The sequence below is a fragment of the Polaromonas sp. AET17H-212 genome (assembly GCF_002379085.1).
GTDB lineage: Bacteria > Pseudomonadota > Gammaproteobacteria > Burkholderiales > Burkholderiaceae_C > Polaromonas.
In genome coordinates, this window is record NZ_NBZW01000008.1 from 1 (window position 1) to 26,449 (window position 26,449).

A 26,449-nucleotide genomic window follows, 5' to 3' on the forward strand; every position below is an offset into this window, starting at 1 on the left:
CCCTGAATCCACCCCCCGGTCCGCCGCCCCGGCCGGGCCCCTGGACTGGCGCCGGCTGGTGGAGTGGCTCAGTGACGACGGGCTGATCTCGGCGGCCGAGGCGCAGCGCACGATTGCGCGCTGCTCGCAGGTCCAGAGCGCGCAGCACCCGCTGATCCGGCTGGCCAGCGTCAGCATGAACCGCGTGTCCGACGGCAAGCCGCTGGACATTGAAACCATTGCCCAGTGGCTGGCCGGCCGGGCCGGGCTGGGCTACCTGCGCATCGACCCGCTAAAGGTGGACGTGGGCAAGGTGGCCGACACCATGTCGGCCGTGTATGCCGAACGCCACAAGGTGCTGCCGGTGCAGGTCACGCCGTCCGAGGTGGTGGTGGCGACCGCCGAGCCCTTCGTCACCGACTGGGTCTCCGAGGTTGAGCGCCAGGCCAAGCGCAGCGTGCGCCTGGTGGTGGCCAACCCGCTGGAAATTGCCCGCTACACCGCCGAGTTTTTTGCGCTGGCCAAGTCGGTGAAGGCGGCCATGAAGGCCGGCGGCAACGCCGGCGCCGCGAGCTTCGAGCAACTGGTGGAGCTGGGCAAAACCAACAAGCAGCTCGATGCCAACGACCAGGGCGTGGTGCAGGTGGTGGACTGGCTCTGGCAATACGCCTTTGACCAGCGCGCCAGCGACATCCACCTGGAGCCGCGGCGCGACCAGGGCGTGATCCGCTTTCGCATCGACGGCGTGTTGCACCCGGTTTACCAGCTGCCCATGGGTGTGCACAACGCGATGACGGCACGCATCAAGCTGCTGGGCCGCATGGACGTGGTCGAGAAGCGCCGGCCGCAGGACGGCCGCATCAAGACCCGCAACCCGCGCGGCGACGAAATCGAGATGCGCCTGTCCACCTTGCCGACGGCCTTCGGCGAAAAAATGGTGATGCGGATTTTTGACCCCGACACCACCGTCAAGGACCTCGACGCCTTGGGCTTTTCCCAGCACGACGCGACGCGCTGGGAGCAACTCGTCAAGCGGCCCTATGGCATCGTGCTGGTGACCGGGCCGACCGGCTCGGGCAAAACCACCACGCTGTATTCGACGCTCAAACGCATCGCCACCGAAGAGGTCAACGTCAGCACCATCGAAGACCCGATCGAGATGATCGAGCCGGCCTTCAACCAGACCCAGGTGCAGGCGCACCTCGATTTTGATTTCCCGGAAGGCCTGCGCGCGCTGATGCGGCAGGACCCGGACATCATCATGGTCGGCGAGATCCGCGACCTGCAGACCGCCGAAATGGCGGTGCAGGCGGCACTGACCGGGCACCTGGTCTTCAGCACGCTGCACACCAACGACGCGCCTTCGGCGGTGTCGCGCCTGATGGAACTCGGCGTCCCCTCCTATTTGATCAACGCCACCTTGCTGGGTGTGCTGGCGCAGCGGCTGGTGCGCACGCTGTGCCCGCAGTGCCGCGAAAAAGACGAAGGCAGTTCGCGCGAAACGCTCACCGAAATCGTCAAGCCCTGGCAGATCAACGGTGCCTACCAGCCTTACAAGCCGGCCGGCTGCGTTGATTGCCGCATGACCGGTTTCCTGGGCCGCATGGGGCTGTATGAATTGCTGACGGTGACCGAGGCCTTCAAGGACAAGGTCACCAAAGAGCCCAGCATCGACGCGCTGCGGCGCCAGGCTTTGGCCGACGGCATGCGGCCGCTGCGGCTGGCGGGCGCGCTCAAGGTGGCTGAAGGCCTGACCACCATCGAGGAAATCCTTTCCACGACACCGCCCATGGCCTGAAACCTGTCCCGCCCGGGACAGGCGGATTTTTTCTGCCGCTTTTTTGCGTAAGTGAAAGCCACATCCCCTTCAGGGGCAATTACATGCACAATCCAGCGATTCATTCTTTAGTTAGAGGAGACAAACCGTGAATATCAAGAGTCAAAAAGACTTTTTTGCCGGTCTCATGTTCATGGGTGTCGGTGTGGCGTTTGCGTGGGGTGCAACGACTTACAACGTCGGCACCGGGGCACGCATGGGACCGGGCTATTTCCCGCTGATGCTGGGCGTCCTGTTGGCGCTGATCGGGGTGGTGATTACCTTCAAGGCCCTCGTGGTCGAGACGGTGGGCGGAGACAAGATCGGCAAATGGGCCTGGAAGCCGCTGTGTTACATCATTGCTGCCAACGTGGTGTTCGGCATCTTGTTGGCGGGTCTGCCGGCCATCAAATTCCCCGCCTTCGGCATGATCGTGGCGATCTATGTCCTGACCTTTGTTGCCAGCATGGCGGAACCCGGCTGGAAACTCAAGACCACCTTCATTCTGGCGACCATCCTGGCCGTCGGCAGCTACCTGGCCTTTGTTCTTGCGCTGAAATTGCAGTTCCCCGTGTGGCCGTCCTTCATCACCGGCTAAGGAAAAGAAAATGGATCTGATTGCAAATTTGTCCCTGGGTTTTGGCGTGGCATTCACGCCGATCAACCTGCTCTACGCTTTCGCCGGCTGCCTCCTTGGCACCTTGATTGGCGTGTTGCCCGGCATCGGCCCGGTCGCCACCATCGCGATGCTGTTGCCGGCCACCTACGCGCTGCCCCCGGTTTCCGCGCTGATCATGCTGGCCGGCATTTATTACGGTGCCCAGTACGGTGGTTCAACCACCGCCATCCTGGTGAACCTGCCCGGTGAGTCGTCGTCCGTGGTGACCTGTATCGACGGTTACCAGATGGCCAGGAAGGGTCGAGCGGGGCCGGCACTGGCCGCGGCCGGGTTGGGCTCGTTTTTTGCCGGCTGCGTCGGCACCCTGATTCTGGCTGCCTTCGCGCCGCCGCTGACCGAGCTGGCCTTCAAATTCGGTCCGGCCGAATACTTCGCCCTGATGGTGCTGGGCCTGATCGGCGCTGTGGTGCTGGCTTCCGGCTCGCTGCTCAAGGCGGTGGGCATGATTGTGCTGGGCCTGCTGCTGGGCCTGGTGGGTACCGACGTGAACTCCGGTGTCGCACGTTTCAGCTTTGACATTCCCGAACTGACCGATGGCATCGGTTTTATCGTGATTGCCATGGGTGTGTTCGGCTACGGTGAGATCATCAGCAACCTGGCACAGCCGGAACATGAACGTGAAGTTTTTACCGCCAAGGTGTCGGGCCTGTTTCCGACCAAGCAGGACTTCAAGGATATGACGCCGGCCGTGCTGCGCGGGACCATTCTGGGTTCATCGCTGGGCATCCTGCCTGGTGGTGGCGCCTTGCTCGCCGCGTTTGCCGCCTACACGCTGGAAAAGAAAATGAAGATGAAGCCGGGCGAAGTTCCCTTCGGTCAGGGCAACATCCGCGGCGTGGCTGGTCCTGAGTCCGCCAACAATGCCGGGGCACAGACTTCCTTCATTCCGCTGCTCACTCTGGGCATTCCGCCGAACGCCGTGATGGCGCTGATGGTGGGCGCCATGACGATCCACAACATCCAGCCCGGCCCGCAGGTCATGACCAGCAACCCCGAGCTGTTCTGGGGCCTGATTGCCTCGATGTGGATCGGCAACGCGATGCTGATCATCCTGAACCTGCCACTGATCGGCATCTGGATCAAGCTGCTGACCGTGCCTTACCGCTTCCTGTTCCCCGCGATTGTGCTGTTCTGTGCGATTGGTGTTTACTCGACCAACAACAACACTTGGGATATCTGGATGGTGGGTATTTTTGGCGTGATCGGTTATCTCTTCATCAAGCTGGGGACGGAGCCTGCCCCCCTGCTGCTGGGCTTCATCCTGGGCCCCATGATGGAAGAAAACCTGCGCCGGGCGCTGCTGCTCTCGCGCGGCGACTGGAGCGTGTTTGTGACGCGTCCGCTGTCGGCCGGGCTGCTGGCCGCCGGGGCGCTGCTGCTGGTGATCGTGCTGTTGCCGTCGGTCAAGAACAAGCGTGAAGAGGCTTTTGTCGAGGAATGATGCCTCGGTGAAGTGTCCCAACGGCACCCTCGGGTGCCGTTTTTTTTGAGTAAAACTGTCTGAACCCTGTCGGCAGGAAAACCGTTGCACAATGGCGAAATGAAACGTAGACATATCATTTTTTTGGCGGTGACCGGTGTTGCGGTTGCGGCCGCCTTGCCCGCCGCGGCACAGACTTCTGCGGCGGCCCCCGGGGCGGCCTACCCGGTGCGGCCGATCCGCATGATCGTGCCTTTCCCGGCGGGCGGTGCGACCGACATCCTGGCGCGCGCGTTGTCGCAAAAGCTCGGTGAAAAAATCGGGCAGACCGTGGTGGTCGACAACCGGCCGGGCGCCGGCGGGACCATAGGCGCCGATGCCGCATCCAAGGCCGCGCCGGATGGCTACACGCTGCTGCTGGCGACCTCCAGCACCCACAGCATAGGCCCGGCCATCAACCCGAAAATCCCCTACAACGCCGAGACGGATTTCACGCCTATCGGCTACGTCGCCAGTTCGCCCAACGTCGTGCTGGTGCCCAACTCCTCGCCAGCCAGGACCATGCAGGAGTTCATCGCCCATGCGCGGAAAAATCCCGGGCGGCTGAACTACGCGTCCAGCGGCAACGGCACCATCGTGCACCTGACCACCGAGTACTTCAAGGCGCAGTCCGGCACCTTCATTCTTCACATTCCCTACCGGGGCACGGCGCTGGCCATGCCGGACCTGATCAGCGGCAAGCTCGATGTGCTGTTCGACTCCTTTGTCACCGGCATGCCGCATGTCAAGGATGGCAAGCTGCGCGCCCTGGCGGTGACCAGCCTCAAGCGCACCGCGCTCGCGCCTGATCTGCCGACGGTGTCCGAGGTGCTGCCGGGCTTCGAGTCGGTGACCTGGTTCGGCGTGTACGGCCCCAAAGGCCTGAGCGCCGAACTGACGGCCCGGGTGAACCAGGCGGTTAATGCGGCATTGGCCGACCCCGACGTCAAAGAGCGGTTTGCCCGGCTGGGCGCCGAGCCCACCGGCGGCACGCCGCAGGCCTTTGCGGCGATGGTCAAGACCGACAACGCCAAGTGGAAAAAAATCATTTCCGAACGCAAGATCACCACCGACTGACAGCGTTTCACCGGCGCCAGGGCTTGGCGCCAGCCCTCCCATTTCCAGAGCCATTCATGAACTTCGATTACAGCAATCCCTATACCTCCACCCGCATTCCCCTGTTTGCCCGCAATGTGGTGTCCACCTCGCACCCGCTGGGCGCGCAGGCCGGGCTGCGCATGCTGCTCAAGGGCGGCAATGCGGTGGATGCCGCCATCGCCGCCGCCGCTGCCATGACCATCGTCGAGCCGGTCAGCAACGGTCTGGGCAGTGACGCCTTCTGCATCTTGTGGGACGGCAAGGAACTGCATGGCCTTAATGCCTCGGGCCGCGCACCGCAGGCCTGGACGCCGGACTACTTCAAGCGCAAATACGGCGACGGCGCTGCCACCCCGCCCAAGCGCGGTCTTGATTCGGTGACCGTGCCCGGTGCCGTGGCCGGCTGGGTGGCCATGAGCGAGCGTTTTGGCCGGCTGCCGTTTGCCGACCTGATGGAGCCCGCCATCGAAATTGCCGAGCGGGGCTACCTGCTGCCGCCGGTGGTTCGGCAGAAGTGGGCGGCCGCTACCAACGAACTGAAGTCGATGCCCGGTTTTGCCCAGTCCTTTCTGCCCTGGGGCCGCGCGCCGAATGTCGGCGAGCTGTTCCAGTTCAAGGCCGCCGCCAGGGCGTTGCGGGCGATCGCCCAGAGCAAGGGTGCGGCGTATTACGGCGGCGAGATCGCGCAGGCAATTGAAAAATTCTCTGCCCAAAACGGCGGCAGCCTGACGGCCAAAGACTTTGCGTCCTACCAGCCGGAGTGGGTCAAGCCCATCGGCAAGGACTACCGCGGCCACACGCTGCACGAGATCCCGCCGAACGGCCAGGGCATCTCGGCCTTGATTGCGCTGGGCATCCTGGACAAGTTCGATGTGGCCGGGCTGGCGGTCGACGGGGTGGATTCGCAGCACCTGCAGATCGAGGCGATGAAACTGGCTTTTGCCGACGTCTACAAATACGTGGCGGAGCCATCGTCGATGGAGGTGAGTGTCGATCAAATGCTCGACGACAGCTACCTCGCCTCCCGTGCCAAACTCATCGACATGAAAAAAGCGCAGGACTTCGGCGCCGGCAACCCGGTCAAGGGCGGCACCATTTACCTCACCGCGGCCGACGAAGACGGCATGATGGTCAGCTTCATCCAGAGCAACTACATGGGGTTTGGCTCGGGTTGTGTCGAGCCCGAGTTCGGCATCAGCCTGCAAAACCGCGGCCACGCCTTCAGCCTGCAGGCCGGCGTCAACCAGGTGGCGCCGGGCAAGCGTCCCTTCCACACCATCATCCCGGCCTTCCTCACGAAAGACGGGCAACCGGTGATGAGTTACGGTGTGATGGGCGCCAACATGCAGCCCCAGGGCCACATGCAGACGCTGGTGCGCATGCTCGACTACCAACAGAGCCCGCAGGCCGCCTGTGATGCGCCGCGCTGGCGCTACAACGCCGGTTTTGAAATCAATGTCGAAGCGTCGATGAACCCGCAAACCGTGCAAGGCCTGGCGGACCGCGGCCACCGCATGGAAGTCATCAACGACTCCTACCAGGACTTCGGTGCGGGCCAGTTCATCTGCCGCGCCGGCGATCCGAAGGTCGAGGGTTATGTGGCGGCCAGCGACAGCCGGCGCGACGGCCAGGCCGTCGGTTTCTAAAATTGCCTCTTGTCCAGAAGTTTAGAGCCAAAAACACTTCCAGCCCAGGAGAATAGGGCGCAGGCAGCTCCTAAAAGCATAGCAACCGGCTTGCTGCTGGCGACCTTCGGTGCAATCGCCTTCAGCGGCAAGGCGATCATCGTCAAGCTCGCCTACCGCCATGGCGTCGATGCGGTCACGCTCATCATGTACCGCATGCTGTTTGCGCTGCCGATATTTGCCGTGATGGCCTGGTGGGCCAGCCGCGGCAAGGCGGCCCTGACCCGCAAGGACTGGCTGGGCGTGCTCTGGCTCGGTTTCACCGGGTATTACCTGGCGAGTTTCCTGGACTTCGCCGGGCTTGCCTACATCAGCGCCTCGCTGGAGCGGCTGATCCTTTACCTCAATCCCACCTTGGTCCTGCTGCTGGGGCTGGCGTTGTACCGCAGGCGCATCAGCACGCCGCAAATCATGGGCATGGCGATCAGCTACAGCGGCGTGGTGCTGGTCTTCGGCCACGAGATCACCCTGCTGGGACCGGAGGCCGCCTGGGGCGCGCTGCTGGTGTTTCTCAGCGCCGTCAGTTATGCGCTCTACCTGGTCTACAGCGGCGAGATGGTCAAGCGCCTGGGCGCCCTGCGCCTGGTGGGGCTGGCCACCACGGTCGCCTGCCTGTGCTGCATCCTGCAGTTCCTGCTGCTCAGGCCGCTCAGCGCGGCGAATGTTGCGCCCGAGGTGATCTGGCTCTCGGTGCTCAATGCCACGTTGTGCACGGCGGCCCCGGTGCTGATGGTGATGATGGCCATCGAGCGCATAGGCGCCAGCCTGGCCGCGCAGACCGGCATGGTCGGCCCGATGTCCACCATCCTGATGGGCGTGCTGATTCTCGGGGAGCCGTTCACCGCCTGGGTGGCGGCGGGTACGGTACTCGTCATTGCGGGTATTTTTGTGTTCAGCCGCGGAAAGTAGGGCCCCCACGCTTGCCACTTCGTGTGCTGCGCGAGGCCTTGCAGGCCGCCGCTCGCCAGAGGCTTCGCTTCTGTCGCCTGTCCAAAGCTGCTCAAGCAGCTTTGGAGCCGCAGGCTACAGCCCCTCGGGGGGCGCGGCCCCTGCTTGTATTGACAGCAGGAACGGAACGCGGGCTATTTCTTGACCGGCGCACGTTTGGGAGCGGCTGCCGGCGGTGCGGCGCTGACGCTTGTGCTGCGGCGTGCCGCCAGGCCTTCCATGCGTTGGGCCACGGTGACGGCCTGCTGCCCGCTCAGGCCGTCCAACCGGTTGCCCATGGCCTGCTCCAGCAGGTCCAGCCGCTGCTGCGCCGGCGGATGCGTGCTCAGCGACAAGGCAAACAGCGGGTTGTCGGGCGTGGCGGTACGCAGCTGCTGCAACACGGCCACCAGGCCATAGGGGTCAAAACCGGCGCGTGCGGCCAGCGCCACACCGCTGCGGTCGGCATCGAATTCATCGGTCTGGTCCAGCCCGCGTGAATACAGGTCGCGCCCCAGATTGAGCAACTGGGCCGACACCGCGCCCGCCAGTTCGCCCTTGATCTGCGTGCCGATGACCTGCGTGAGCAGGCCGGCCCGCGCGGTTTTGGCAATCGCCTGCAGGTGGTGTTTGGCGGTCACGTGGGTGATTTCATGCGCCAGGATGCCGGCCAGCTCGGCCTCGTCGGCAACCCGTTCGACCAGTCCCTTGGTCACGAACACATAACCGCCGGGCGCGGCGAAGGCGTTGAAGCCGGCATCGTCCAGCACCGCGAAGGTCCAGGGCAGGTGCGGCCGGGGGGACTGCAGGCTGATCCAGCGCCCGAGCTGGTTGACGTAACGCTGCAGCGCCATGTCAGGATGCAGCGGCTTGCTGCCCAGCAGCACGGCGGCCAGCTGGCGGCCGATTTCAATTTCCTTGGGCTCGTCGATCTGTTCGAGCGACTGCGACAGCAGGCCGATCAGGTCGCCAGCGCGGGAAGCCTGGCCAGCGCCGGCCGGCGCTTCGGCGGGCGCGGCCTGGCGCAGAAAGGAGCCCAGCAGGTTCAGGGCCTTGCCGGCGTCCTGACCGTGCGCCGGCATGCAGGCCAGGCCGGCGGCCAGCGCCAGCGGCATCAACCAGGCCGGCTGCGGGAGGCGATGTGGCAGGTTCATGGGCGGCTCCCGTTCTAGTTGTTGTTATTGTTGTTGTTACCCGTGGGGCCGGCGTTTTGCAGCGGCGCCGGCTCGGGCAGGGCGTCCACGGGCCGGCTGCGCAGTGCCGCCGCGCTGGCGAACTGGCGGGCCTGGTCGGTATCCATGCGCAGCGTGTCGGCTTGCGCCACCGCCGCCATGTTGGGTTGCGCGCGCGCCAGGTCTTCCGCGCCCAGCCCGCGTATGCCCACAGTGGACGTGGCGGTGGTGGCCCCGCCCTGGGCGCTGCCCTTGTTGAAAAAGCTGGTCAGGCCGCGCAGCGCATTGGCGCCGGCGCTGGGCGCCGCGGCGCTGCTGGCCGGGGCCACGTCGAAAATGTGGACCCAGCCGCTGGCGCCTTCGGCGGTACGCACCTGGATCCACGCGCCCTGGCGCGCGCCCGCGCGCGTGACCGGCGTGCGCGCCGCCAGCGGGGCCACGCTGCGCGATGTTTCACCCGGCGCCTCGCGCAACTCGGTGGTGCGCTTGACCAGCACCGATTCGGGTTGTGCATGGGCCAGTGCGCTGCCCAGCAGGAGGGCACAAGAGCCCAGCCAGTGAACGCGCTTGGATTTACTCAGTATCATGGCCCATCAACTTTCAACGAAGAAGCGGAAATTATTATGGATTTAGGTATTGCAGGCAAATGGGCTTTGGTGTGCGGCGCAAGCAAGGGCCTTGGCCTGGGCTGTGCCCAGGCACTGGTGCGTGAAGGCGTGAACGTGCTGATCGTCGCGCGCGGCGCCGAGGTGCTGGAAGCGACTGCTGCAAAATTAATAGCTGACAGCGCCCGGCCGGCAAGCGCCAGCGTGCAGTTTGTGGCGGCGGACATCACGACCGTGGCAGGCCGCGCGGCGGTCTTCGCGGTGCGCAAGGATTTCGACATCATGGTGACCAACGCCGGCGGTCCGCCACCGGGCGACTTCCGCGACTGGGACCGCGACGCCTGGATCAAGGCGCTGGACGCCAACATGCTGACTCCGATCGAGCTGATCAAGGCCACGGTGGACGGCATGGCGGCGCGCGGTTTTGGCCGCATCATCAACATCACCTCCAGCTCGGTGAAGGCGCCGATTGATATTCTGGGCTTGAGCAACGGTGCGCGCAGCGGGCTGACGGGTTTTGTCGCTGGCGTGGCGCGCACCAAGCTGGCGGCCCAGGGTGTCACGATCAACAACCTGCTGCCAGGCAAGTTCGACACCGACCGCATCGCCACCACCGTGCGTGCCGCCGCTGAAAAGTCCGGCAAGAGTGTCGAAGAGATCCGCCGCGCGCAACAGGCACAAATTCCCGCTGGTCGCTTTGGCACGCCTGACGAGTTCGGTGCGATCTGTGCCTTCCTGTGCAGCACGCATGCCGCTTACATGACGGGCCAGAACGTCCTGGCCGATGGCGGGGCCTATCCGGGCAGTTTCTGATTCACTTCTGATTTACCCTGGCAACCGCCGTCAACGGCGGTTGCCCCCCAAACTCAGAACGTTTCCCAGCTGCCGCCAGCCGCAGCCAGCTCGCCGGCCGGTGCAGCGGGCCTGCGCGGCGCCGCAATGGCCTGCCTGGCTTTGGGCGGCTGCATGGGCCTGGCCTTGGAACTCGCCGGACGGGCGGACGCCGGGTGATCCTGGTGCTGCACTTGGTCGCTGCCCAGCCTGAACACACTGACCACCTGACTGAGCCCGCTGGCCTGCTCCTGCAGCGAGGACGCTGCCGCAGCGGCTTCTTCCACCAGCGCGGCGTTTTGCTGCGTCACCTGGTCCATCTGCGTGATCGCCTGGTTGATCTGCTCTATGCCTTGGGTCTGCTCCTGGCTGGCCGCCGTGATCTCGGCCATGATGTCGGTCACGCGTTTGACGCTGTCGACGATCTCGTCCATGGTCTTGCCGGCTTCGGCCACCTGTTTGCTGCCTTCTTCGACCTTGTCGACGGAGTCGCCGATCAGGGTCTTGATCTCTTTGGCCGCTGCCGCACTGCGCTGGGCCAGGTTTCTGACTTCGGCGGCCACCACCGCAAAGCCTCGGCCCTGTTCCCCGGCCCGGGCCGCTTCGACCGCGGCGTTCAGGGCCAGGATGTTGGTCTGGAAGGCAATGCCGTCGATCACGCCGATGATGTCGACGATCTTTCTGGACGAAGCATTGATGGCGCCCATGGTGCCGACCACTTCGGCAACCACGCTGCCGCCCTTGACGGCCACGCTGGAGGCGGTGACTGCCAGCTGGTTGGCCTGGCGGGCGTTGTCGGCGTTTTGTTTGACGGTGCTGGTCAGCTCTTCCATCGACGCGGCGGTCTCTTCCAGGGAGCTGGCCTGCTCTTCGGTCCGGGACGACAGGTCGTGGTTGCCGGCGGCAATTTGGCTGGAGGCGGTTGCTATCGTGTCGGTGCCGCTGCGGACTTCGCCGACCACCTTGGCCAGGCTGTCGTTCATGTCTTTCAGGGCCTGCATCAGCTGGCCGGTTTCGTCCTTGCTTGTCACTTCGATCCGGCTGGTCAGGTTGCCAGCGGCGACAGCCTGGGCGACCTGCACCGCGCGCTGCAGGGGCTGCGTGATGCTGCGTACCAGCAACCAGGCCAGCAGGATGCCGAGGCCCAGTGACAACACGGTGCAGACGATCAGCAGCAGGCTGGTCCTGGCACGCAAGTCTTCACTGCGTTGCGCCGCAGCGTCCAGTTGCGCCCGTTCGGTGTCCACCATTTGCTGCACGCCCGCAAGATAGCTGCGCGAGGTGGGTTCGAAGCGTTCGTTGAAAATGCGGTTGGCGCCTTCCACGTCGCCGGCCAGCTTGGCTTTGCTGACTTCCTCGCGGGCCGCGAGGTAGTTCTTGCGCAACTCGCCCACTTTGCTGAACAGCTGGCGTTTTTCCGGCGTGTCCATCTGCGTTTCGATGAATTTCTGGAGTTCGTTGGTTTGCGTGATGGACGAGGCCGTGGCCGGCGCAAAGTAGGCAATCAGGCTGGCATCGCTGCTTTTGGCAATGGCCGCGGCCCGCTGCACGCCCGAGGTGGTGTGGCGCAGCCAGTCGGCACCAGCCCGCTCGGTCTTGACGTTTTTCTCGACCATGGCGTTGATTTCAGTGCCCAGTTGCCGCAGCTTCAGGACGGCAAGCACGCTGCTTGTCAGAAACAGCGCAAGGATGACGCCGACCACAAGGGCCAGACGCTTGCCAATAGAGATATTGCCTAGAAACATGATCGGGACTCCAGAAGGTGAGGGGGAGAAAAAACGCGGCGTGTCTTCCTCCAGCCTGGGGCGACCCGGCGTTGCATTTGAAAAACGCGCTTGCTGGCCAGGACCCACGGCGGAGCGAAGCGCCATGCACCGCTTTCCTCGTTACCTGCTTATCGGCAGAACCACGAGAAAGCTTGAGGCGCGCCCGCCTAAAACTTGTGCGGAACCGTTGCCGCGATCGGCTCGACCTGCGCCAGGCAGCGACCGGAACAGGATGTGCTGCGCAGAAGCCCGGGCCTCAAGCCTGCGGCATTGGCAGGCGCTGCAGCACCCTGACTTGCGAGCCAAAAATAATCCACGCCTGCACGGCGAACCCTGCGAGGGCCAGCACCAGGCAGGCGGGTTCGCCCCAGGTCGCGCCCACGAAACCGCCCAGTGCGGCGCCGATGGGCCGGGCCCCGGTATTGGCCGCCAGAAAAATCGCCGAGACACGTCCCAGCATGGCGCCGGGGGTGACGGTTTGCCGCAAGGTCGTGGACGTGATGGTCCAGACAATCGGGCCGGCGCCGAAGAGAAAAAACGCCACGCCCGCCAGCACGCCGGACGGAAGGGCAAGTGTGGCGACCATGGTCAGTGCTGCCAGCACCGAGACGGCCGGCCCGAGTTGAATCGCCCGGCCGAAGGGCAGCTTCGCAACCACAAGCGGGGCCAGCAGCGCGCCCACCACCATGCCGGCGCCATACGCGGCGAGCGTCATGCCCACAGCGGCGGCGCCCAGGCCGAGCAGCCGGATGGCGTAGGGCACGTACGCGGCCTGCAACACGAACCAGGAAATGTTCCAGGCTACCGCCGTCAGGAAGATGGGCCGCAGCAGCGCATGGTGCCAGACCCAGTGCGCGCCGTCCCGAATGTCGAGCAGCGGGTGACGCCTGGCCATGGGCGCGCGCGACGGTTCCACCAGCCGCAGCAGCAGAACCACCGCAGCGACTGACAACACGGCGGCCAGCGCAAACGCAGCAGGTGCGCCGGCCCAGGTGACCAGTGCCCCGCCCAGCGCGGGCCCGGCAGCAAACGCGGCACTGCGGGCGAGTTCCAACCGGCCGTTGGCCCGCGCCAGTGCCTCACGCGGCACCAGCGCGGGCACCAGGGCAGGCGCCGCAACGCTGAAACCCACGGTGCCGACGGCACCCAGAAAGCCCAGCACCGCCAGCAAGCCGATGGAGAGCTGGCCGGACAGCACGGCTGCGAGCAGGCCGAACAGGGCCAGGGCGCGCAGGCTCTCGGCCCACACCATCAGGCGGCGCCGCGATGTGCGGTCGGCCAGCAGGCCCAGGGGAATCGACAGCAGCAGGAAGGGCAGGGTCTGGGCGGTCGCCAGCAAGCCGATGTCGCCGGGCCCGGCGCCCAGGACCAGGACGGCGACGATGGGCACCGCCGCCAGACTCAGTTGCTCGGCCGACTGTGCCGCGAGGTTGGACCCGGTGAGGGCCAGCAGGGCGCGGGGAAGCGGGGGTGTCATAGGTGCCTGTTCTCCGGAAACACGCATCATGCCCGGTCTTCCGGCCGCCACTGGCCATTTGCGGACCTGCCAGCGGGACCTGCCAGCGAAGCAGGGCGCTGTCGGTCGACGGCTGGGCTCAAGGCTATAGTCCAGCCTATGAAAAAGGCAGCCTTGATCCTGGTCCTGATAGTGGCGGTGGCCGGCGCTTACCTGAGCTGGTGGCCGGTACCGATAGAGCCTGTCCGCTGGACCGCCAGCACGGCCCCGGGCTACACCGGACCGCACGCGGTCAACAACAAGCTGGCGGGTCTGCAGATGATTTCGCTGGGTGCCGAAGAAGGCCCCGAGCATGTGGTGATGGCCAGGGACGGCAAGCTGTATGTGGCCGTGGCCAGCGGCACCATCCTGCGCATGGCCCCGGACGGCAGCGCGCGGGAGGTGTTTGCCAACACCGGGGGCCGGGTGCTGGGTTTTGACTTTGACGCCGCAGGCCACCTGATTGCGGCCGATGCGGTCAAGGGTCTGCTGTCCATCAGCCCGGACAAAAAGATCACGCTGCTGACCGACAGAGTCGGGAGCGACCCGATTCGTTATGCGGATGCGGTCATCGTGGCCGGCAACGGGAAAATTTATCTCAGCGATGCCTCCACACGTTTTGCGCCGGCCCGCTGGGGCGGAACCTTCGAAGCCAGTGTGCTGGACATTCTCGAGCAGTCATCGACCGGGCGCATTCTGGAATTCGACCCGGCGACCCGGGTCACGCGTGTGGTTGCCCGGGGCCTGGGTTTTGCCAATGGTGTTGCCCTGAGTCAGGATGGCAAGACGTTGTTCGTTGCGGAGACTGGCAAGTACCGGGTGTGGACAGTATCCGTCGATGCCAGCGACCTGGATGTCGCGCAGCCGGGTCCGCAGGCCAGTGTGTTGCTGGACAACCTGCCCGGTTACCCGGACAACCTCATGCGCGGCCTGGACGGCAGGATCTGGCTGGGCCTGGCCAAGCCCAGAAACCCGACGGTCGACAAACTCGCGGACCAGCCCTTTTTGCGCAAGCTCACCCTGCGGCTCCCGCGCGCCATGTGGCCCATTCCGCCTTCGTACGGGCATGTCCTGGCCTTCACGGAAGACGGAAAAATCGTCGCCGACCTCCAGGACCCCAGCGGGGCCTACCCGGAAACCACCGGCGTCACGGAAACACCCGACAGGCTTTACATCCAGAGCCTGCACGCCAAAAGCCTGGGCTGGCTGGCGAAGTAGCCAGCGCGCCGGCTGCCGGCCTTATCGCCGCGCCGACACCACAATCCCGCCCACGATCAGCGCGAACGCCAGCCCGTGGTACAGGTGCGGCAGCTCGCCCAGGAAGGCGGCCGACATCAGGGCCGCAAACAGTGGTGTGAGGTTGGCGAAAAATCCCGCCACCGCGGGGCCGGCGCGCTGCACCCCCACGCCCCAGCAGCGGTAGGCCAGGATGGCCGGCCCGAGGGCGACATACAGCAGGGCGGCCGCCAGCGGCCAGCCCCAGCGGATGTGGGCATCGGTCAGGGCCCACTCGCTGGCTGCGAACAGGCCGGACCAGCCCAGCCCGAAAATCATTTGCGCCATCAGGAACGCCGCCCAGTCGTTGCGGATCTCCGGCGGCTCCGCGGGTCTGGCCAGCAGCCAGCTGTAAAACGCCCAGGCCACGGTGGCCAGCAGCACATACAGGTCGCCGGGCACCAGCCGGACCTGGGCCAGCAGCGACCACTGGCCGCGCGACAGGACCACCAGCACGCCGGCGATCGACAGCAGCGCTCCCATGATCTGTCGTCGCGACACCTTCTGGGAAAAACACAGCCAGCCTATGCCCAGCATCCACACCGGCGTGCTGGCCGCGACCAGCGTCACGTTGAGCGGGGTCGATGTCTGCAGCGCCAGGTACTGCAGCGCGTTGTAGGCGCCCACGCCCAGCAGGCCGAGCAGTGCAAAACGCCGCCAATGGGCCCACAGGCCGCTGCGGCGGCGCAGCACCCAGCCGGCCAGCGGCAGCAGGATCACAAACGCCAGCGCCCAGCGCAGGAAGTTCAGCGTGATCGGCGGCACGAGCTGGTTGACCAGCCGTCCGACCACGGCATTGCCGGCCCAGAGCAGCGGCGGGATGATCAGCAGCAGGGCGGTGCGAGGGGTCAGGCCGGGTGTCATGCGGCGACTGTACCCAGCGCGCCGCGGGATTGCTGAGGAAAGCCTGAACACCCGCCCGGTGCCCGGGCCGGCGGCGTCCGCGGCGAGCGCATCCCGGTGATTCGTGGCAGGATGCAGGCCGCATTCTTCTTTTCGCATCCCTTTCACCGTATTCAAGGAAAACCACCATGGCCCAGACCACCTCACTCGCCGTCCAGATTGACAAGAACGGCGGTCCTGAAGAACTCAAGCTGGTGGAGGTGACTGTCGGCGAACCCGGCCCTGGCGAGATCCGCATCCGTCACAAGGCGGTGGGCCTGAACTACATCGACGTCTACCAGCGCGCCGGCCTGTACAAGCTGCCCATGCCGCTGCAGCTGGGCATGGAAGCCTCGGGCGTGGTCGAGGCCGTCGGCGAGGGCGTCACGCACCTGAAGGCCGGCGACCGCGCGGCCTATGCGAGCCAGCCCCCCGGCAGTTATTGCGAGCTGCGCGTGATGCCCGCCAAGTGTGTCTGCAAGCTGCCCGACGACATTTCGTTCGAGACCGGCGCGGCCATGATGCTCAAGGGCCTGACGGTGCAGTACCTGCTGAACCGCACCCAGCCGCAGGGCGGCTTGCAGGCCGGCGATTTTGTGCTGTTTCACGCCGCGGCCGGCGGCGTCGGCCTGATCGCCTGCCAGTGGGCCAGGGCCATGGGCCTGCAACTCATAGGCACGGCCGGTTCGGACGACAAGTGCGCGCTGGCCAAAGCGCAGGGCGCGGCCTTTGTCATCAATTACGCGAAAGAGGATTTTGTCGCCCGCGTCAAGGAGATCACCGGCGGGCAGGGCGTGAAGGTGGTTTACGACTCGGTCGGCAAGGACACTTTCCTCAAGTCGCTCGACTGCCTGCGTCCGTTCGGCCTGCTGGCCAATTTCGGCAACGCCTCGGGCAAGGTCGAGCCGCTGGACATCGGCCTGCTGGCCGCCAAGGGCTCGCTCTACGTGTCGCGCCCCACGCTGTTCACCCACATTGCCACGCGCGAAAGCACGCAGGACATGGCCGACCAGCTGTTTGCCATGGTCAGCAGCGGCAAGGTGAACATCCAGATCGACCAGCGCTTCCCGCTGGCCCAGGTGCAACAGGCGCATATTTCCCTGGAAGCGCGCAAGACCACCGGCTGCACCATCCTGACCCTGTGACCGAAGGTGGGGAACCCGCGGGCTTTCGACCTGGGCTGGCTGCGTGCCCAGCGCGCCGCCGCCGCTCAGCCGCCCTTGCGCCCGCGCGTGCCGCTGTGGTCCGGTGCATCGCTGATCGGATCGGTTGAGCCTGATTTTCTAGATCAAATCGACCTGCAGCCCTTGCCGGACGGGCGCAAGCAGCTCTTAAAAGAAGAGCGCGATGGGCGGCCGGGCTGGCACCTGCTGGGCGATGTGACGGCCGGCCTGAACCGCGTGGCTGCCGCCCTGCACGCGGTCGACCTCGCCGGCGCCTGGCGCGATGAGCAACTCGCGGTGCACGATCAGCATGGGGTTCGCCTCGGTACGGTGGAGCGCGCGGCGGTCCGGCCGCTGGGCATCGCCACCCAGGCCGTGCATCTGGTGGGACAAACCGTGAACGGCCGTTTCTGGGTGCAGCAACGGGCTTTCGACAAGCCCAACGACCCTGGTCTGTGGGACACCCTGATGGGTGGCATGGTGTCCGCCGAAGACACGCTGGCGACGGCGCTGGTGCGCGAGACCTGGGAGGAGGCCGGCCTGCATCTGGCCGACCTGCAGGCCGTGCGCCACGGCGGGCGGCTGCGCACCTGCCGGCCTGCCAGGGACGGGGGCGGCGCGGGCTACGTCGTCGAAGACATCGACTGGTACCACTGCACCGTGCCGGACGGTGTCACGCCGGTGAACCAGGACGGCGAGGTCGCGTGTTTTGCGCTGATGGACGGCCATGCCTTGCTGCAGAGGATGCGCGACGGGGAGTTCACACTCGAAGCGGCATTGATCCAGGCCGCGCTGCTGGCCTAAGCACTTCAGCAGCTAGGGGACTTCTCCCTTTCAAGCCGGGGCCGCGGGTCCGGCTTTGCCGGCCCGCAGGCGCAGCGGCCCCCTCGGGGGCATCCTTCGACAGGCTCAGGACGAACGGGTCTCAGCGAAAGTGGGGCGTTTTCCCTTACCAGCAGGGGCCGCGGGTCCGGCTTTGCCGGCCCGCAGGCGCAGCGCCCCCTCGGGGGGCAGCGACCCGCGCAGCGGCGGAGCGTGGGGGCCCTTATTCATTCACCGCCCGGCCGATCTCCGGCCAGCGGTGGTGCAGGTACAGCCAGGCCAGCAGGCCGATGCCCATCATCAGCAGCGACACGGCCGCCAGCGCCACGGTGGAGTGCATGATCAGCGGCGCGATCACGCCGGCGACGATGCCGTTGGCGGTCGAGCCGATGAAGGCCTGCAGCGACGAGGCCATGCCGCGCCGTTCGGGGTAGAGGTCCAGCACCAGCAGCGTCACCACCGGCACCATCAGCGCCCAGCCAAAGGCAAACACCGCAATCGGAAACAACGCCCAGGAGACATGGGCCTTGAACAGCAGGTTGGCCGCCAGGTTGAGCACCGCAATCACCAGCATGATGACAAAGCCGTGGCGGATCTGCTGCTTGGGCGCAATCTTGCCGGCCAGCCGGCCGCTGAGCCAGGCGCCGGCCATGATGCCGGCGATCGTCAGCACAAAAAACCAGAAAAATTCGGTCGGCGCCAGGTCCAGGTGGGAGCCCAGAAACTCGGGCGCCGCCAGCACGTACAAAAACATGCCGTTGAAGGGCACGCCGCTGGCCAGCGCCAGCAGGAAAAAACGCGCGCTCGAACCCAGCTGCCAGTAGCCGCGCATCAGGTGTTTCACATTGAAGGGTTGGCGCTGCGTGATGTGCAGGGTCTCGGGCAGCAGCTTGTAGTTGGCGGTCCAGAGCAGCACGCCAATGCCGGTGAGGAACCAGAAAATCGCATGCCAGTTCAGGTGCACAAACAACCAGCCGCCGATGATGGGCGCAATCGCCGGCGCCACGCCGAAATAAATCGTCACCTGGCTCATCACCTTCTGCGCCTGCGCCGGCGGGAACATGTCGCGGATCACGGCACGCGAAACCACGATGCCGGCACCGGTGGACAGGCCCTGCAGCGCCCGGAAAAACACCAGCTGGCTGATGCTTTGCGACAGCGCGCAGCCGGCGGACGCGACGGTGAACATCGCGATGCCCCACAGCACCACCGGTCGGCGGCCGAAGCTGTCGGCCAGCGCCCCGTGAAACAGGTTCATGAAGGCAAAGCCGAACAGATAGGCCGACAGCGTCTGCTGCATCTCGACCGGCGTGGCGCCCAGCGAGCGCGCAATGCCTGAAAACGCCGGGATGTAGGTGTCGATGGAAAACGGCCCGAGCATGCCCAGCAGGGCCAGCAGCACCGCCAGGGCCCAGCGCGGCGCGCGCCAGAGCTGGCCGGCGTCGGGGTTCATGCCGCGCGGGCTGGCCGCTCAGAGCAGCTCATCGGTCAGCACACCCTGACGCAGGCGGTTCGGTGCCAGGGCGCCGGCGGAGTCAAGGATGGGGTAGGCGATCGAGCAGATGTGCGAGTTGATGCGTTTCAAGTCACTGATCAAGTCGATATGCAGCGAGCTGGTCTCCATGCTCTGTGGCGTGTTGTCTGACAGCCGGCCCAGGTGGGTGGTGGCGTAGGCGCGCTCCAGGTCGCGGAAACGCGCCTTTTCCTCCAGCAGTTTTTTTGCATCGCGCACATTGCCGTTCAGGAAAACGCTCATGCCCAGGCGCAGGTTGTCGAGCAGTCGCTGGTGCAGCTCGCAGATCTCGGCCATGCCGGCTTCCGAGAAGTTGCGTCCTGGCTTGATCTTCTTGTCCTCGATGTCGATCAGTACACGCTCGACGATGTCACCGATCTGCTCCATGTTGATGGTGAAGCTGATGATGTCGGTCCAGCGCCGGCTTTCCTCCTCGCCCAGGGCCTCGCGCGAGATCTTGGTCAGGTAATACTTGATGGCCGAATACAGCTCGTCCACTGTGTCGTCCATCTTGCGCAAGTCCTCGGCCAGCCGCAGGTCGTTGTGGCGGATCACATCCAGCACACCGGCCAGCATGCTTTCGACCACGTCGGCTTGGTGCAGCGCTTCGCGGGCGGCGCAGGAGATGGCGAGGGACGGTGTGGCCAGCGCCGTCGGGTCCAGGTGGTGCGGCCGGCCGCCGGCGGCACCGCCCTTGACCGGACGCGGCAGGAGTTTTTCAACCCAGCGTGCCACCACCTGCGTCGATGTGATGAACACCAGGCCGACCAGCACGTTGAACATCAGGTGAAACAGCACCACCGTGGTGGCCGTCTCGCCAAGAAAGGGCCGCACATGGCGCAGCCACAGGCCGACCAAGGGCACGGCTGCGGCGACACCAAGCAGCTTGAAAAGGAAATTGCCCAGCGGCACCTGCCGCACTTCGATGGTCGAGCGGGCCGTGGTCAGCACCGCCAGCAGCCCGCTGCCGAGGTTGGCCCCCAGCACCAACCCCAGCGCCACGTCCAGCGGAATGACGCCCGAGGCCGCCAGGGTGGCCGTCAGCAGCACGATGGCCAGGCTGGAGTAGGACACCACGGCCAGCATCGCACCGACCGTGATCTCCAGCAGCAGGTCGCTGCTGAGCGTGCCCAGCAGGGCTTTGACGGCGGCGTTCGAGGTCAGCACCGCGGTCGAGTCCGTCACCAGGCGCAGCGCCAGCAGCATCAGCCCCAGGCCGATCAGGATGCGGCCGAAACGTCCGACATTGGTGGTCTGGCGTGAGATGAACAGCACCACGCCGGTGAAGATGAGCAGGGGCGAAAGCCAGGACAGGTCAAACGAGAACACCACGGCCATCAGGCTGGTGCCGATGTCGGCGCCCAGCATCACGGCCAGCGCCAGCGGCAGCGCGATCAGCCCCTGGCCGACAAAGGAGGAAACGATCAGCGAGGTGGCAGTGCTGGACTGCACCAATGCCGTCACGCCCAGACCCGACAGGGCGGCGGTGAAGCGGTTGCCTGCGCTGCGCGACAGCACGTGGCGCAAGTTGGCCCCGAACACGCGCAGGATGCCGGTCCGAACCAGGTGGGTGCCCCAGACCAGCAGCGCTATGGCGGCCAGCAAATTCAACAAATGCTTCATAAGAGTGGAGGACCACTATAACGCCGGGGCGCGAAGGACCGGCGCTTTGCGGCGGGGGCCGTGCATTTTTCACCACGCTGCCCGTTGCAGGCAGGTGATGCGCAGGCTCAGGAAGCGCTTATTTCGCCTTCCGCACGCGCAGCAGTTCGTCCAGCACCAGGCAGATGGCCCCGACGGTGATGGCGCTGTCGGCCACGTTGAAGGCCGGGAAGTGCCAGCCGGCGTAGTGGAAGTCCAGGAAGTCGACCACATAGCCATGCAGCGTGCGGTCAATCACATTGCCGACCGCGCCGCCCAGAATGCAGGCCAGTGCAAAGGAAAACAGCTTTTGCCCCGGGTGCGACTTGAGCATCCACAGGATGAACAGCGCCGCCCCGATGCCGATGGCCGTGAAGAACCAGCGTTGCCAGCCCGACGCGGAAGCCAGGAAGGAAAACGCAGCGCCGGTGTTGTGCACCCGCACCACGTTGAAAAAGCTGGTGACATAGGTCGCGTCCCCGAGCTGGTAGTAGCCCAGGATCAGCACCTTGGTGAACTGGTCGGCAATCAGCAGGATCAGTGCCAGGCCCAGCCAGGGCAGCAAGCTGGTGGAGGTGGTGCGGAGGGTGGTCGTGGCCATCATGCAAATTTCCTGTCTTCACCCGCGCCGTAGAGATTGCTGGTGCAGCGCCCGCAAATCGTCGGGTGCGCAGCATCGTGGCCGACGTCGTCCCGGTAATGCCAGCAACGTTCGCATTTGACGGCGGAACTGGCTTCGGTTTTGATGGATTGTGCGCCTCCAGCTATTAAATCAATAGCGGAGGTGATGAAGACAAACTTCAAATCATCGCCCAGGCTGGCCAGCAATGCGTGGTCGTCGGCGGTGACTTCCAGGGTCACTTTGGCCTGCAGCGATGAGCCGACCTTGCCGTCCGCGCGCAGGGCCTCGATGTCCTTGTTGACCGCATCACGCAGTTCGCGGATGCGTGTCCATTTGGCCAGCAGGGCCGCATCGGGCGCGGCCAGGTCGGCATAGGTTTCCATGAAGATGGACTCCGAACTGCCGAACACCGTCCAGGCTTCTTCTGCCGTGAAGCTCAGGAAAGGCGCCATCCAGCGCAGCATCGCATGGGTGATCTGGTGCAGCGCGGTCTGCGCGCTGCGCCTGGCCAGCGACTTCGGCGCCGTGGTGTACAGCCGGTCTTTCAGGATGTCGAGGTAGAAGGAGCCCAGGTCCTCGCTGCAGTAGATCTGCAGTTTGGAGACCACCGGGTGGAACTCGTACACCTCGTAATGCGCCAGGATGTCGGCCTGCAGCTGGGCCGCACGGCTCAGCGCGTAACGGTCGATCTCCAGCATCTGTTCAAACGGCACGGCGTCCGTCGCCGGTTCGAAGTCGCTGACATTGGCCAGCAGAAAACGCAGCGTGTTGCGGATGCGGCGGTAGGCATCGACCACCCGAGCCAGGATCTTGTCGTCAATGGCCAGGTCGCCCGAGTAGTCGGTCGAGGCGCACCACAGGCGGATGATTTCGGCGCCCAGCTTGCCCGACACTTCCTGCGGTGCCACCACATTGCCTTCGCTCTTGCTCATCTTGCGGCCCTTGCCGTCCACCGTGAAGCCGTGGGTCAGCAGGCCCTTGTAGGGCGCGTGGTCGTACATGGCGCACGAGGTGAGCAGCGACGAGTGGAACCAGCCGCGGTGCTGGTCGTGGCCTTCGAGGTACAGGTCGGCCGGCCAGGCGGACTGGTCAGCATGGCTGCGCCTGAGCACGTGGAAATGCGTGGTGCCCGAGTCGAACCAGACGTCGAGGATGTCGGTGCTCTTGAGGTAGTCGGGGGCATCGGCGCCGATGATGGACTCGGCGCTGGCCTTGCTCCAGGCCTCGATGCCGCCGGCCTCCACCATGGCGGCGGCCTGGTCCATGATTTCCATGGTGCGCGGGTGCAGCTCGCCGGTGGCGGTGTGGATGAAAAACGGCAGGGGCACGCCCCAGTTGCGCTGGCGGCTGATGCACCAGTCGGGCCGGCCGGCAATCATGTCGCGCAGGCGGGTTTTGCCGTTTTCCGGGTAGAAGCTGGTTTCCTCGATCGCGTCCAGCGCCAGCTGGCGCAGGGTGCGCGGCGCCTTGTCCTTGGTGAACACGCCTTCGCCCTCGTCCATGCGGATGAACCACTGGGCCGCGGCACGGTAGATCACCGGCGTCTTGTGGCGCCAGCAATGCGGGTAGCTGTGCACGATGTCATGCGTCGAAAACAGGCGGCCGGCGTCGCGCAGGGCCTCGATCACCAGCGGCGCGGCTTTCCAGATGTTCAGCCCGCCGAACAGCGGCAGCTCATCGACGTAACGGCCGTTGCCCTGCACCGGGTTCAGGATGTCGTCGTAGGCAATGCCATTGGCCACGCAGGAGTTGAAGTCTTCCACGCCGTAGGCAGGCGAGGAATGCACGATGCCGGTGCCGTCGTCAGCGGTCGCGTAGTCGGCCAGGAAGACCGGGCTCAGGCGCCGGTAGCCGGCATCCACCTCGTACAGCGGATGTTTGAAATTGATCAGCGCCAGCTGTTTGCCGGTGGTGGTGGCCAGCACGGTGCCGGTGAGCTGGTAACGCTCCATGCACTTGTCTACCAGCACCGAGGCCAGCAACAAAATGCCGCGTTCGGTATCGACCAGCGCGTACTCGAGCTCGGGGTTCAGGTTCAGCGCCTGGTTGGCCGGGATGGTCCACGCGGTGGTTGTCCAGATCACCGCGAACGCGTCTTTGGCCAGGCTTTTCAGGCCAAAGGCCGTGGCCAGTTTTTCCGGCTCGGCGCACTGGAAACCAACGTCCAGCGTCTGCGATTTCTTGTCGGCGTATTCGATCTCGAACTCGGCCAGCGAGGAGCCGCAGTCAAAACACCAGTAGACAGGCTTGAGGCCGCGGTACACAAAACCGCGTTCCATGATGCGTTTGAGCGCGCGGATCTCATCGGCTTCGTTGCCGAAGTCCATGGTGCGGTAGGGATGGGCCCAGTCGCCGATCAGTCCCAGGCGTTTGAAGTCGGCCATCTGGCCGGCGATCTGCTCGGTGGCAAAGGCGCGGCTTTTGGCCTGCACCTCATCGCGTGGAAGATTGCGGCCATGCAGCTTTTCGATGGCGTTTTCGATCGGCAGGCCGTGGCAGTCCCAGCCCGGCACATACACGGCGTCCAGCCCCTTGAGCTGGCGCGCCTTGACGATCATGTCCTTGAGAATCTTGTTGGCCGCATGGCCGATGTGGATCTGGCCGTTGGCATACGGCGGGCCGTCGTGCAGCACAAACTTCGGCTTGCCAGCGCGTACGTCGCGCAGCTTTTTGTAGATGCCCTTGTCGTCCCATTCCTTGACCCAGCCGGCTTCGCGTTTGGGCAGGTCGCCGCGCATGGGGAATGGCGTGTCGGGCAGGTTCAGGGTGCTGCGGTAATCGGTTTTGTTGTCGGACATGGGATGCTTTTGTTGAAGCGGCTTGATGAGGCCAAGCCGCCGGAATACGGGTCGGGAAGAAAGCCGTGCGCCGGGAGGGAGGGGCGGGGCCAGAGGCGACGAGATCGTCTAAATTCGGTCGCGCGTGGTCTGGCGGCTGGTTTCCGTGTGCATGGAGGCTGAAAATGACTTCGCGGCCTCGGCAAAAAACGCCCGCGCATCGTCGCAGTCCCGGGCAATCCCCGCCTTGAGGCTGTCCAGACCGTCGTATTTCAGTTCGTCGTGCAGTTTGTGTCGCAGTTCCACCCGGATGATTTTACCGTATGCCTCCTCCAGCCCCAAGCCGGCGGGCCAGGCCAGGCAATGGGTCTCCAGCAGCACGCGTCCGCCATTGACGTCGGCGGGGTCCAGCGAGGGCCGGATGCCCAGGTTGGCCACACCGGGCAGGGGCTGCTCCGACAGGCCGAACACCTGCACCGCAAAAATCCCGCTGGCGGCCGGCTTCCAGTGGGAAAAGCGCAGGTTCAGGGTGCGAAAACCCAGGTCGCGCCCGAGCTTGCGGCCATGCACCACATGGCCGGAAATGCTGTAAGGCCGGCCCAGCAGGCTCGCCACCCGTGTCATTTGCCCCTGGGCCAGGGCTTCACGGACGGCCGAACTCGACACGCGCGTATTGCTCACTTCATAACTGTTCATGCGGGCCACGTCAAAACCCAGCCGCTCGCCGGCGGCATCGAGCATGGCGTAGTCGCCGGCGCGTTTGGCACCAAAGCGGAAGTCGTCGCCCACCAGCACGTAACGCACGCCCAAACCTTTGACCAGCACGTCTTCGATGAAGGCCTGGGCCGGCTGGGCCGCCAGCCGCGCGTTGAAGGGCAGCACCACACACTGGTCGATGCCGCAACGCGCCAGCTCGGTCAGCTTGTCGCGCAGCGTGGCGATACGCGCCGGCGCCAGTTCGGGCTTGCGCGCCACGGCGGCGAAGTAGTCGCGCGGATGGGGCTCGAAACTCATCACGCAGCTGGGCACGCCGCGGTGCTGCGCCTCGTTTTTCAGCAGCGCCAGCATAGCCTGGTGGCCGCGGTGCACGCCATCGAAGTTGCCAATCGTCAGCGCGCACTGCGTCGCCAACTGGGGGTGCTGGTAGCCGCGGAAAACTTTCATGCTGCCAATTATCGTTTTAATAGCGCCTCGGGTCGGCTGGATGGGGCTGGAGAGCTGAAAAGGGGGATTGCCCCGGCTTTGTCATGAATTCGCTGTATATTGATGGTTCAAGCAATTTGAGTCCGGTTTCCATGCGTTTTTTTAAATGTTGGAGGTTCGTTTGAAGGTCTTGAAACTCTCAGCCCAGGGGTTGCCGCAATCGTGGATCAGCCTTGAACAAGCCGTGCTGCACTATGCCTCGGATGAAGTGCGCTGGGAGATGGGTGCGCAGGTGGCCACGTTTCACGGCGGCCACAATGCCATCACCGGCAACCAGTCGATCATCACCGTCAACAGCATCATCGGCACCAAGGGCGTGCCCAACATCAACCCCTTCGACCTCAAGCCCGGGCTGACCAACAGCAAGCTGTTTGCCCGTGACCGCAATGTGTGCGCCTACTGCGGCGACCATTTCCACGAGGAAGACCTGACCCGCGAGCACATCATCCCGTTTGCACAGAACGGCATCGACACCTGGATGAACGTGGTCACGGCCTGCCGCGCCTGCAACCACCGCAAGAGCAGCCGCACCCCCGAACAGGCCCACATGCCGCTGCTCTACACCCCGTATGTTCCCAGCCTGTGGGAAGACTTCATCCTGCGCAACCGCCGCATCCTGGCGGACCAGATGGAGTTCTTGATGGCGCATGTGCCGAGGACGTCGCGGCTGCTGGTTTGAGCGTGGCAGTCCGCGCCTCCCAGCGCCTGCAGCACATCTGACCGCTGAAAAAATGGAAATCAATTGCCGTCATGCGAATGACCCAAGCAGGTGCTAGGTGAACCGCTGGAACATCCCCGTTTGGCTGGAGGAAGAAGTCCTTGCGCGAGATTCGTCATGCGTCTATTGCAGAGGCGACTTTTCGCTTCCAAGCACCTTGCGTGGGGCCAAGCCCTCCTGGGAGCACATCGTCAACGACGCAAAGATCGTCACTCGCCAAAACATCGCCAGATGCTGCATGTCATGCAACGCAAGTAAGGGCGCAAAAGATTTGCGGGCTTGGCTTGCGTCAGGCTATTGCAGACACAAAGCCATAGCCGA

At 64.9% G+C, this 26,449-nt stretch carries 21 protein-coding genes; 11 read left to right on the plus strand and 10 right to left on the minus strand.

Annotated features, from left to right (window positions below; translation table 11 throughout):
• Positions 1–40: 40 nt before the first annotated feature.
• The 6 genes from B7G53_RS08400 (at position 41) to B7G53_RS08425 (ending at position 7,625) form a co-directional block, all read left to right on the plus strand.
• Positions 41–1,777 (plus strand): GspE/PulE family protein, encoded by a 1,737-nt coding sequence (locus B7G53_RS08400; RefSeq protein ID WP_096666771.1) that lies wholly within the window; start codon positions 41–43, stop codon positions 1,775–1,777.
• A gap of 127 nt (positions 1,778–1,904) precedes the next feature.
• Positions 1,905–2,393 carry a tripartite tricarboxylate transporter TctB family protein gene (locus B7G53_RS08405; protein WP_096666425.1) on the plus strand — a complete coding sequence of 163 codons (489 nt, stop codon included), beginning with the start codon at positions 1,905–1,907 and terminating at the stop codon, positions 2,391–2,393.
• A 10-nt stretch (positions 2,394–2,403) separates the two neighbouring features.
• Positions 2,404–3,915 carry a tripartite tricarboxylate transporter permease gene (locus B7G53_RS08410; RefSeq protein WP_096666428.1) on the plus strand — a complete coding sequence of 504 codons (1,512 nt, stop codon included), beginning with the start codon at positions 2,404–2,406 and terminating at the stop codon, positions 3,913–3,915.
• 99 nt (positions 3,916–4,014) lie between these two features.
• Positions 4,015–5,010, plus strand: a complete 996-nt coding sequence (locus B7G53_RS08415) for a Bug family tripartite tricarboxylate transporter substrate binding protein (protein ID WP_096666773.1) — start codon at positions 4,015–4,017, stop codon at positions 5,008–5,010.
• A gap of 56 nt (positions 5,011–5,066) precedes the next feature.
• On the plus strand, positions 5,067–6,677 hold the full coding sequence (locus B7G53_RS08420) for a gamma-glutamyltransferase family protein (RefSeq protein WP_096666431.1): 1,611 nt from the start codon (positions 5,067–5,069) through the stop codon (positions 6,675–6,677).
• Positions 6,678–6,755: 78 nt separating this feature from the next.
• A complete protein-coding gene (locus B7G53_RS08425; protein WP_096666775.1) occupies positions 6,756–7,625 on the plus strand; it encodes a DMT family transporter in 870 nt (289 codons plus the stop codon).
• Positions 7,626–7,798: 173 nt separating this feature from the next.
• Here B7G53_RS08425 and B7G53_RS08430 read toward each other — a convergent pair whose 3' ends face one another.
• Both B7G53_RS08430 and B7G53_RS08435 read right to left on the minus strand, forming a co-directional pair.
• Entirely contained in the window at positions 7,799–8,797 is a 999-nt protein-coding gene (locus B7G53_RS08430) for a M48 family metalloprotease (protein WP_096666434.1), read from the minus strand.
• A 14-nt stretch (positions 8,798–8,811) separates the two neighbouring features.
• Entirely contained in the window at positions 8,812–9,402 is a 591-nt protein-coding gene (locus B7G53_RS08435; protein WP_096666437.1) for an SH3 domain-containing protein, read from the minus strand.
• Between the two features lie 36 nt (positions 9,403–9,438).
• On the opposite strand from B7G53_RS08435, the gene B7G53_RS08440 reads away from it, so the two are divergent.
• Positions 9,439–10,233: an SDR family oxidoreductase gene (locus B7G53_RS08440; RefSeq protein WP_096666440.1), complete on the plus strand. Its 795-nt coding sequence runs from the start codon at positions 9,439–9,441 to the stop codon at positions 10,231–10,233.
• A gap of 53 nt (positions 10,234–10,286) precedes the next feature.
• On the opposite strand, the gene B7G53_RS08445 is transcribed toward B7G53_RS08440, so the two are convergent.
• A complete protein-coding gene (locus B7G53_RS08445) occupies positions 10,287–11,996 on the minus strand; it encodes a methyl-accepting chemotaxis protein (RefSeq protein ID WP_096666443.1) in 1,710 nt (569 codons plus the stop codon).
• Between the two features lie 277 nt (positions 11,997–12,273).
• Entirely contained in the window at positions 12,274–13,494 is a 1,221-nt protein-coding gene (locus B7G53_RS08450; protein WP_096666446.1) for an MFS transporter, read from the minus strand.
• Between the two features lie 138 nt (positions 13,495–13,632).
• On the opposite strand from B7G53_RS08450, the gene B7G53_RS08455 reads away from it, so the two are divergent.
• Positions 13,633–14,730, plus strand: coding sequence for an SMP-30/gluconolactonase/LRE family protein (locus tag B7G53_RS08455; protein WP_096666449.1), 1,098 nt, complete (start codon positions 13,633–13,635; stop codon positions 14,728–14,730).
• 21 nt (positions 14,731–14,751) lie between these two features.
• Here B7G53_RS08455 and B7G53_RS08460 read toward each other — a convergent pair whose 3' ends face one another.
• Positions 14,752–15,651 (minus strand): DMT family transporter, encoded by a 900-nt coding sequence (locus B7G53_RS08460; protein WP_096666452.1) that lies wholly within the window; start codon positions 15,649–15,651, stop codon positions 14,752–14,754.
• Positions 15,652–15,818: 167 nt separating this feature from the next.
• On the opposite strand from B7G53_RS08460, the gene B7G53_RS08465 reads away from it, so the two are divergent.
• The gene (locus B7G53_RS08465) at positions 15,819–16,814 is read left to right on the plus strand and encodes a quinone oxidoreductase family protein (protein WP_096666455.1); all 996 of its coding nucleotides are present in this window, start codon (positions 15,819–15,821) and stop codon (positions 16,812–16,814) included.
• Between the two features lie 6 nt (positions 16,815–16,820).
• Positions 16,821–17,636: an NUDIX hydrolase gene (locus B7G53_RS08470; protein ID WP_096666458.1), complete on the plus strand. Its 816-nt coding sequence runs from the start codon at positions 16,821–16,823 to the stop codon at positions 17,634–17,636.
• 241 nt (positions 17,637–17,877) lie between these two features.
• On the opposite strand, the gene B7G53_RS08475 is transcribed toward B7G53_RS08470, so the two are convergent.
• The 5 genes from B7G53_RS08475 to B7G53_RS08495 form a co-directional block, all read right to left on the minus strand.
• A complete protein-coding gene (locus B7G53_RS08475; RefSeq protein WP_096666461.1) occupies positions 17,878–19,107 on the minus strand; it encodes a multidrug effflux MFS transporter in 1,230 nt (409 codons plus the stop codon).
• Between the two features lie 18 nt (positions 19,108–19,125).
• A complete protein-coding gene (locus tag B7G53_RS08480; protein ID WP_096666464.1) occupies positions 19,126–20,790 on the minus strand; it encodes a Na/Pi cotransporter family protein in 1,665 nt (554 codons plus the stop codon).
• Between the two features lie 118 nt (positions 20,791–20,908).
• The gene (gene lspA, locus B7G53_RS08485) at positions 20,909–21,409 is read right to left on the minus strand and encodes a signal peptidase II (protein ID WP_441338975.1); all 501 of its coding nucleotides are present in this window, start codon (positions 21,407–21,409) and stop codon (positions 20,909–20,911) included.
• Entirely contained in the window at positions 21,409–24,228 is a 2,820-nt protein-coding gene (gene ileS / locus B7G53_RS08490) for an isoleucine--tRNA ligase (protein WP_096666469.1), read from the minus strand. Before ileS ends, lspA begins: the two co-directional genes overlap by 1 nt.
• Positions 24,229–24,336: 108 nt before the next feature.
• Positions 24,337–25,371 carry a bifunctional riboflavin kinase/FAD synthetase gene (locus tag B7G53_RS08495; RefSeq protein ID WP_096666472.1) on the minus strand — a complete coding sequence of 345 codons (1,035 nt, stop codon included), beginning with the start codon at positions 25,369–25,371 and terminating at the stop codon, positions 24,337–24,339.
• Positions 25,372–25,531: 160 nt separating this feature from the next.
• Between B7G53_RS08495 and B7G53_RS08500 the strand changes: the two genes are divergently transcribed.
• A complete protein-coding gene (locus B7G53_RS08500) occupies positions 25,532–26,089 on the plus strand; it encodes an HNH endonuclease (RefSeq protein ID WP_096666778.1) in 558 nt (185 codons plus the stop codon).
• The last annotated feature ends 360 nt before the right edge of the window (positions 26,090–26,449 follow it).